Raw genomic sequence first — 6858 nt, 5'->3', positions numbered from 1 at the left:
GACCGGCCCCACAGCAGGAACCTAGTCGCCTACCGGAATCGACAGTTCAAGTCAATCACCGCACTTCACAAACTAAACCGCATTATGCTTACGCTGGACACAAACGATAGCAAGAACCCCGGTGTGTTTTTTCACCGGGGTTCTTGCTGATGATGTTCTAAAGTCCACCAATCTATTGTGCTGTCAGTCCACCATCCGCAGTAAACTCAGCACCAGTTGAATAACTGGAATCATCCGACGCCAAGAAAAGAACCATCTTTGAAACTTCCTCCGGTTCAGCAATCCGCTGCATTGGAATCATCTTCGCGAATTGCGCAACAGCATCATCCGTGTCACCCTGATGAATCATTGGCGTTGAGATAACGCCTGGATGAACTGAATTAACCCGAATGTTTGAATGCGCTAGTTCCAAAGCAGCCGCCTTTGTCATCCCACGTACTGCAAACTTGGTATCGGTATAGCCAATGGCGCCACCAACTAACCCGTTAATTGATGACACGTTAACGATACTACCTTTACCCGTTTTCTTCATTTCAGTCGCCGCGTACTTCATGCCTAAGAAGACGCTTAATTGATTAATTTTAAAAATTTTCAGATAGTCTTCGGTAGTCACATCAAATAACGACTTCGCATACGTGATACCAGCGTTGTTCACCAAAATATCGAGGTGGCCGAAATGGGCAATCGTTTCCTTGATAACGTGTTGCCAATCGGCTTCACTGGCCACATCTTGTTTAACGAAAATGGCGTTTTCACCTAACTCCGCCGCGAGTTTATTACCCGCTTCCTCGTTAATGTCCGTGATAACAACTTTTGCGCCCTCGCTAACAAATAGTTTGGCGTGTGACGCACCCATTCCTTGTGAACCGCCGGTGATAATTGCAACTTGATCAGTTAATTTACCCATGATAAATCCATCCCTTCTAATTTGAGTTATTCTGCCACGCATTTAGCCAACGTTTCTTGAATCGAAGCCAGAACGTCGTGGTCTTTAATGCCTAAAATTGTGTGTGTCTCGGCTGGATCAGAGCACAATTGTTCTTCTTGCAACTGCTGCGACAGTAATAAATTAATGCCGTGTTCCTTACCAGCCGCATCCACTTGAGTCTGTGCCTGTTCCAACTGTGGTTTGACTGTTTCAAACGGAACAACCGGTACCTGTGTTTGTTCAGTTTGGCCAAGTGCGTCAACAATCATCTGATAAAAGGCTTGATAACTCAAGTTATAGCTATTGATTGCGAACGTTTGGCGATGCGTGCCATTTTCCATAGCGCCGACTGCCGCCTCGGCCACTTGCTCAACCGTCACCGCTGAAGTTGCGCCTTTCAAAGCTGGATAAACTGATTGATCCCGAATCATATCGACAAACATTTGCCACAACGGCATTCGGCCTGGCATGGTGCCGAAAATATACGGTAATCGTAATGAGGTTACGGTCATTGCCCCTTCACCCTCTGCAAAGGCGACCTGCTCTTGCAAGAGTCGCGTATTGACATATGGCTGTTGTTGATATTCAGGGTATTTAGCCGCCAGCTTAATCGCAAACTCGCTATTATACGACCCAAATAACACGAACCGTTGAACGCCCGCCTGTCTGGCCAATCGCGCAAACCGTTGTGTTGGTAATACGTTGGCATGATAGTAGAAGCTCAACGCCGGTTTGTCCGGAACCGCCCGTTCATCAGCACCAGCCGCATACATAAAACCATCACAATCCGCCAACATGGCGACAATTTCATCGTCACTGAGTTGGTTCATGTCACCAAGCTTTACCTCAACCGATGCTGGCAATAAATCATCCGTTGGGAGCGGTGGCAACGCCATGGTCTTCACTTGGTAACCACGCGCCAACAGCTCTTTAATCGTGTAATATCCTAAAAAGCCGGTTCCCCCTAGTACAAATACTTTTGACATGTAATCTCCTCTTTTCCAATTAGTTTGCTAATTAATTCACGATTAGTATAATTGATTTAAGTAAGCGTTTACTAACAAAAATCCGCTAACTGTTCAAATAAGGAGATTCAGCATGAACTATACTTATCCCTATGTCAGTACGAACTACGTCTCCGGTCAGTATCGACCGCAGTCGTTAACGATTGTTAGCCAGAAAATTAGCCAAGTTCAACCGCCGCATTTTTCGGACGAGGCCGAATATTTAATTGTGACTGCTGGTGAAGTAACGTTACTGTTAAACAATCAACCCATCAGCTTGTCCGCCGGTGAAGTCGTATTGCTGATGCCCTTTCAGATGCAGCAACTCAAACCAGAGCCGGACAACCCAATTGAACTGTTTCGAGTTCGACTCTCGTTAGGCCTTGTTTTGCTGTCTTCCATCGATGAAGCCCAATATACCAAAGCACTCCAGAACTCAAATCGTTTCCATCCCATCATTCGAATTAAACAAACCGAACAGGACTTTCTCATTCACTTTTGCCAAGAAACGATCCGTCAAAAACAACTTCCAACTGGCCGAACCTCTAGTCTTAACCTGTCGCTAGTTTCCTACTTATTTCACCTATTTCAAACCGAAACCCAAGTGCCGCTACCGGATCAAAATCCTGATACGGCTTGGCAATGGCTAAGGTATCTTCAATACCATCATCAATCGGCAGTTACGTTAACCGAACTGGCCACCATCTTTGGTAAGACCGAACACGATATTCAGCAAGGCCTTGTTCGAATTAGCGGGTTCACGTTCAATCAACTCCTGAACCAAGTCAGGATCCGTAACGCCACCGCGCTTCTCCAATTCTCTGAACTCACGATTCGCCAAATCGCCAATATCTGCGGTTTTAAGTCGATTGGCACCTTCTACTACCAATTTGAGTTGGTGCGTCATCAACGGCCACTTGATTACCGCAAGCAACTACGTACCCATGACCAGCTTGTCGGCTTGAGCGATGGCTGGGTCATTGGGGTTTATCTATTAGAACACTGTTACGAACCAATCACGGTTGAACAACTTGCTCAGCAACTAAACTTCTCCGTGGATACGGTCACCGACCGGCTAAAACAACACTTTGGTTTAACGTTCAAACCGTTATTAAACCTTTTCCGGTGCGAACTGGCGCGACCACTAGTACTCGCTTCGACTTTAACGATTGATCAAATTGCGATTAAGGCCGGCTACCACGATACAGCAAGTTTTGTGCGCAACTACCGGCGAATTTGGCAAGTGACGCCTAGTCAGGAACGACGTGAGCAATCGTAACGGCCTTAATCATCGATTTGCGTCATTCAGGCACAAAAAGCACCTTGACCGCAACTACAAGTCGAGATGCTTTTTACGTTGTTCTCGATTGTATAGCCCACATCTGTCATAATCGCTCACGCCTTAACTTGAATACCTGTTATTATAGAAGTAAGCGCTGCCTAACCGTTAGACGCATCGTCCTCAACTGTCTAGGCTGTGAAAGAAGGCGAATTTTCATGAAAACAATTCTCATCATCGAAGACAACAACGACATGCAACAACTCCTCAGTGGCTTTTTGGCGCCAACCTTCAACCTCGTCCAAGCTTACTCCGGAACAGAAGGCCTACTTCAATTTAACGCCAACCACGTTGACCTAGTTCTCCTCGATCGCTTATTGCCGGGAAAAAGTGGCGATGACGTGCTTGAGATCATCCGACAAACGTCGCAAGTGCCAATCATTATTTTAACCGCATTAGACGATACCAACGACATTGCTACATTACTGCTAGCGGGCGCCAACGACTACGTGACGAAGCCCTTCAACATCAACGAACTTCAAGCCAGAATTGCCGTTCAACTCCGACAAAAACAGCCAGCAACCACGACTGCACCACTGACCTACAAGCGGTTAACCTTAATGCCAGACCAGTTTACCATTACCAACGGGACCGATTCATGCTCACTCAAGCGCAAAGAGTGTGAACTACTGGCACTCTTATTCGAAAATTCGACAACGATTTTCACCCGTGAGCAACTCTACGAACGAATCTGGCAGACGCCGTATCTGGGGGATGAAAATACGATCAACGTTCACCTCAGTAATCTGCGTCGTAAGTTACATCAATTGGATCCAGATCACGACTACATTGAAACCATCTGGGGAATCGGGGTGCGATTAGCATGACACTCATTTTAGTAGGACTATGTATCGTCATGGCATTGGCCCTCATTTATCTATTGATCGTGTTAAATGATGCCGACGCCCTGACCAAACAACTCCGGTTCATTAATCAGCACGACACCAATGGTCAATTGAACGTTAAAACGCGCAATCATCACGTTGTCACCCTTGCTCGGGAAGTGGATCAATTGCTGGCGCGACACCGTGACGTTCGGCGTCAGTCCATCCAAACTAAAAATCAACTGGACTTAGCAATTCACAATATTTCCCACGATCTACGAACCCCGTTAACGGTTGCCAGCGGGTACGCCCAGTTGCTGGTCAGTGACGAAACGTTACCAGCAACCACTCACGAACAGGCCACCCGACTCGACCGAAACCTGGAGACGTTGACGAAACACCTGGACCTCTTGTTATTGTATAACCGGTTGATTGAAAATCGAATCACCATTTCACCTAAGCGCCTCAACGTTTCAAAACAACTGCAACAAGCCTGTCTTAACGTTTATGATGCGCTCCAACAACATCACATCAACGTCACGTTAGCAATTGCGCCGAACGTCACTTGGCAGTTAGATGAGGAGGCGATGAACCGGATTTTCCAAAACATTCTGGGCAATATTTTGGATCACGGTTACCAAACTGCTGAGATTCAGTTAACCCAGGATCAAACAGGTGTGACACTCACCGTCACGAACGGGCTGCAAACCCCAATCAAGGATGCGGACTGTTTGATTGATAAATTTTATACAGAGGATTTGTCGCATCAAAAGCAAAACGCCGGCTTAGGGTTGTACATTATTTCTGAATTAACCCATCTCCAGCATGGTGAAATGACGATTTCAACCACTCATGAGCAGTTTAAAATTAGCATTCAGTTTACTAAGTAACCAACAAAAAGCATCTTAGCGGGATTTACTGCGCTAAGATGCTTTTATTGGTTCAAATTCAGTTACAAGTCCCGTCTGCGGAACGTTAGATATGAGATAACCAAACAAACCAGAATAGTGCCAAGTGCAACGAACAACAATTGTGTCATGCCACTAGCTGTGTAGTACGTGAAATAAGCACTATCAACGTTGTTTTGAAAGTTGAAGTTGCCGACCCATTTATGTTTGTAGAATAGCGCAAACATCAACGTCATGATCATCGGAAATAAAATTGTGGTGACCACCGCCGTCAGCGTAGAGAAAAAGAGGTAGACGATCAAGACTGCAACCGCAAAAATGGCACTTAATTCAACAAATTGAAGACTCGCCGTTTGGAGCCACTTGACAATAAAGTGGCGGGTGATGTGACCAATCCCATTTTTAAGACTACACCCTAAGAAGACAAACCCGTAAAAGAAGATAATTTGGCAAACTGTTAGAAATAAGAACACGACATACTTAGAAACAAAGAAGTTTAACCGAGTCATCCCACTACTCAACGGATTTTTATACGTTTTGCGTGAAAACTCAAACCCTATCGTCATAATAAATAATGGCAGTAGAAAATAAATGAGTACACTCGCCATACTCGACATGATTCGAACCGATGTCGACCCAGTCCAAATCAATCGATTACCCACGTTTTGAAATTGACGAACACTGTCGTTTCCCAGAATCATCCCAACACTTGACGTTGAGATACTAATCATTGCAACAATGACCATTAGAATTTGAGTGATATAAAAGCCCTTCGACCGCAACAACCGATACGTATCCGCCCGAATCATATTAAGCATGGTCCGTCGCCCCCTCGTTGGTGATAATCGACTTAAAGTAACGTTCCAGATTAATGTGCTGTTTGACGATGGTTGAGACCTTAACTTGCTCATTAACCAGCATCTCAACCAACTCGCTATTATCAAGTGATAAATCATAGATGTTGAGTGTTTGCTGATCAACCACCTTGAAGTCCTGAATGCCAAGTCGATTTAAAACGGTAGCTGCGACTTGAGGCTGATCGACTTGAAGCTGAATATATTCGCGGCTCTGTTCTTCAAATTCTGCTTTGGTCAATTCCTTAACAATTGTGCCATGGTTAATAATGCCAAACCGGGTGGCCATTTGGTAGAGTTCTTCCAAAATGTGGCTTGAGATTAAAATCGTCATTTGCTGAGTCTGATTTAGTTTAACGAGGAGTTGTCGAAAATCCGCAATCGCGATTGGATCCAACCCATTAATTGGTTCATCCAAAATGAAAAAATCTGGCTTATTCAGTAACGCAATCGCAAGCCCGAGTTTTTGTTTCATGCCCAAGGAAAAATGCTTAAACTTTTTCTTCCCGGTGTCCGTTAAGCCAACGAATTCAAGCGCCTCATCAACGGCATTCCGGTCAACGATGCCTTTAATCTTGCAGTAATACACTAAGTTTTGCCGCGCCGTTAACTGATCATTGGCAACCGGTGTTTCGATGATGCTCCCCGTGCGCTTTAGTTGCTTTGAATAGTCACTGCCGGCAGTCGCCCCAAACAACATAATCTGGCCCTCATTTGGATATAACATCTGAACAATTGTTTTCAAAATCGTCGTTTTACCGGCACCATTTCGACCAATCAAGCCATAAATATCACCCTTTTGAATCGTTAAATTCACATGGTCTAACGCCCGCTGTTTGCCAAAGTTTTTGGTGACGTCATGTAATTCCAGGATATTTGTCATCAGCTATCCCCCCTTAACAACTCCAGTTTAATGGTTAGTTGTTAACAGACTCTTAATTGAAACATTAACTGTTTATTAATTAATGATAGCATAACGTCGTTCAATTCCCGCTGGCTTT

Annotated in this window: 7 protein-coding genes; 3 read left to right on the top strand and 4 right to left on the bottom strand. The window is 44.9% G+C overall.

All coding sequences use genetic code 11. The annotated features are described in order from the left end of the window. Nucleotides 1-172: 172 nt before the first annotated feature. Both JCM2765_RS09980 and JCM2765_RS09975 read right to left on the bottom strand, forming a co-directional pair. Complete coding sequence (locus JCM2765_RS09980; protein ID WP_054736459.1) at nucleotides 173-907, bottom strand: glucose 1-dehydrogenase; 735 nt, start codon at nucleotides 905-907, stop codon at nucleotides 173-175. Between the two features lie 26 nt (nucleotides 908-933). Continuing rightward, the gene (locus JCM2765_RS09975; RefSeq protein WP_054736458.1) at nucleotides 934-1914 is read right to left on the bottom strand and encodes an NAD-dependent epimerase/dehydratase family protein; all 981 of its coding nucleotides are present in this window, start codon (nucleotides 1912-1914) and stop codon (nucleotides 934-936) included. 112 nt (nucleotides 1915-2026) lie between these two features. On the opposite strand from JCM2765_RS09975, the gene JCM2765_RS09970 reads away from it, so the two are divergent. From JCM2765_RS09970 to JCM2765_RS09960, 3 genes are all read left to right on the top strand, one after another. Next, nucleotides 2027-3211 carry an AraC family transcriptional regulator gene (locus JCM2765_RS09970; protein ID WP_054736456.1) on the top strand — a complete coding sequence of 395 codons (1185 nt, stop codon included), beginning with the start codon at nucleotides 2027-2029 and terminating at the stop codon, nucleotides 3209-3211. Nucleotides 3212-3429: 218 nt separating this feature from the next. Next, the gene (locus JCM2765_RS09965) at nucleotides 3430-4098 is read left to right on the top strand and encodes a response regulator transcription factor (RefSeq protein ID WP_054736454.1); all 669 of its coding nucleotides are present in this window, start codon (nucleotides 3430-3432) and stop codon (nucleotides 4096-4098) included. Further along, nucleotides 4095-4985 carry a sensor histidine kinase gene (locus tag JCM2765_RS09960; protein WP_082405080.1) on the top strand — a complete coding sequence of 297 codons (891 nt, stop codon included), beginning with the start codon at nucleotides 4095-4097 and terminating at the stop codon, nucleotides 4983-4985. Before JCM2765_RS09965 ends, JCM2765_RS09960 begins: the two co-directional genes overlap by 4 nt. A 62-nt stretch (nucleotides 4986-5047) precedes the next feature. Here the strand turns inward: JCM2765_RS09960 and JCM2765_RS09955 are convergent, their stop codons facing one another. Both JCM2765_RS09955 and JCM2765_RS09950 read right to left on the bottom strand, forming a co-directional pair. Continuing rightward, nucleotides 5048-5821 (bottom strand): DUF2705 family protein, encoded by a 774-nt coding sequence (locus JCM2765_RS09955; protein WP_054736450.1) that lies wholly within the window; start codon nucleotides 5819-5821, stop codon nucleotides 5048-5050. Further along, on the bottom strand, nucleotides 5814-6740 hold the full coding sequence (locus JCM2765_RS09950) for an ABC transporter ATP-binding protein (RefSeq protein WP_054736449.1): 927 nt from the start codon (nucleotides 6738-6740) through the stop codon (nucleotides 5814-5816). The genes JCM2765_RS09955 and JCM2765_RS09950 overlap by 8 nt, the downstream gene beginning before the upstream one ends. Nucleotides 6741-6858 lie beyond the last annotated feature (118 nt).

The organism is Secundilactobacillus similis DSM 23365 = JCM 2765 (assembly GCF_001311075.1).
Taxonomy (GTDB): domain Bacteria; phylum Bacillota; class Bacilli; order Lactobacillales; family Lactobacillaceae; genus Secundilactobacillus; species Secundilactobacillus similis.
Note: the sequence above shows the minus strand (reverse complement) of the source record. Positions and strands in the feature narration are given on the sequence as shown.